This is a genomic window from Fibrobacter sp., from assembly GCF_045112255.1.
Classification (GTDB): domain Bacteria; phylum Fibrobacterota; class Fibrobacteria; order Fibrobacterales; family Fibrobacteraceae; genus Fibrobacter.
The window spans coordinates 1-1,603 of the sequence record NZ_JBGUHR010000103.1; the positions used below are offsets into that span (position 1 = coordinate 1).

1 protein-coding gene is annotated in these 1,603 nt (G+C 48.7%); it reads left to right on the forward strand.

The features are described from left to right. Positions 1-1,603, forward strand: a 1,603-nt coding sequence (locus ACJMM9_RS13555) for a hypothetical protein (RefSeq protein ID WP_405327986.1), incomplete at both ends; no start/stop codon positions are given.

Consider the following 1,603-nt stretch of genomic DNA (forward strand, 5'->3'; position numbering starts at 1 on the left):
TTACGGACAGTTTCAAACAGGGTCTTGAAGCTGCATATAACTGGTCGAAGGAACAGGGCGGAGCGAATGCTAAACTTGCCGCCGCAATGGATAACCTGTCTGCCGCATCCGGTCGCATGAAGTTACAACTTGGCGCGGCTTTCGGCGGACTAATTACAGCAATCGAACCCATATTAATCCGGATCATCAACCTTGTAACGGCGGCAGCAGACGCTATCACAAGGTTCTTTGCCGTGCTGAACGGTGGCGGCTACTATAAGAAAGCCGTTGGGTCCCTCAACGATTTGGGTAGCGCGGCTGGTGGTGCGGGCAAAAAGGTCAAGGGGCTTTTAGCTTCCTGGGACGAATTGAACGTGATCGGCAAGGAATCCGGTGGCGGCGGAGGCGGATCGAACAGCACCGACTATTCTGGGATGTACGAATGGGCAGAGGCGGAGAGCGATTGGGCGAACCTGTTTGCAAGCGGTGACTTCTTCGGGATTGGTGCGAAGATTGGCGATGCGCTGGGGGATGTGGCGCAGAAGATCACCAACTTCTTAAAAAGGCCGGAGATTCAGAATTTTGGAAATAACCTTGCTGATGCGCTAAATGGTGCTGTCAGCAATCAGGAGAATTTCAGCAAGTTGGGAGAAGCAGCCGGTACATTTGTCGGAACGGTTGTTAAAAACATAAAGTACTTCTTGGAAAACGTAAACTGGGAAGATGTTAAGGAAGCTCTTAAGGCTTTTGCTGCTGGATTCAAAAAGGGTTTAGAGGAAGCATTAGGAGAAGAATTCGACACCTCCAAACCGTATTATCAAATCGCATGGGAGTGGTTCTTGAACTTGGAAGGCGTTCAACGTGCCGTCCTGTCATTCAAAATGCTTTTCAACGACCTAAAAATATCTTGGTTGGAGTTGAAAGAAACCATTTTAGAGGGGATGAATGAATTCCCCGATTGGATTAAAACGGGTCTTGGATGGATAGGATTCGACATAAGCGATAGTCTTGAAAATACAAAGCAAGCCCTCGCGGATGCCAAAGAAGAAGCGGAAGCATTAGCAAAAAGCTACGACGAACTGAACAAAAAAGATGTAACCGTTACAATCGAATCGGAAGTACCAAACCCTATTGATGGAACCGAACTGTTCACGAGCGGGACAGCATACAGACCGTCCGGAAGCACAAACGGGAAAAAGGTCGGCGTTGGCGTTGCCGTTGTTCCGAGTGTGGGAACAAGCGAAAAACTTGAACCGAAAAACCTATTTACTCCCAATAGCGGCGTAACATCCCCGTCCGGGAACACTCTTGCTCTTGGTATGCCAATCCGGATAAAGCCAGTAGTTGACGGCACGGTTGATGTAAATGTTGGCCTCAAAAAAGAAGGTTGGGACACCGTAACCGGATGGGTCGAGAGCAAGTATTTCGGTGGGTCGGTATGGAAAGCTGTTGAACTGTGGCGTGGAAACTTCACAACTGCACAAAAATGGGTAGATGATAAATACTCTGGCGGATCAGTTTGGAAAGCTGTCGAACTATGGCGCGGAAACTTCACTACGGCGCAGAAATGGGTAGACGAAAAATACGCCGGTGGATCGATTTGGAAAGCCGTTGAACTTTGGAG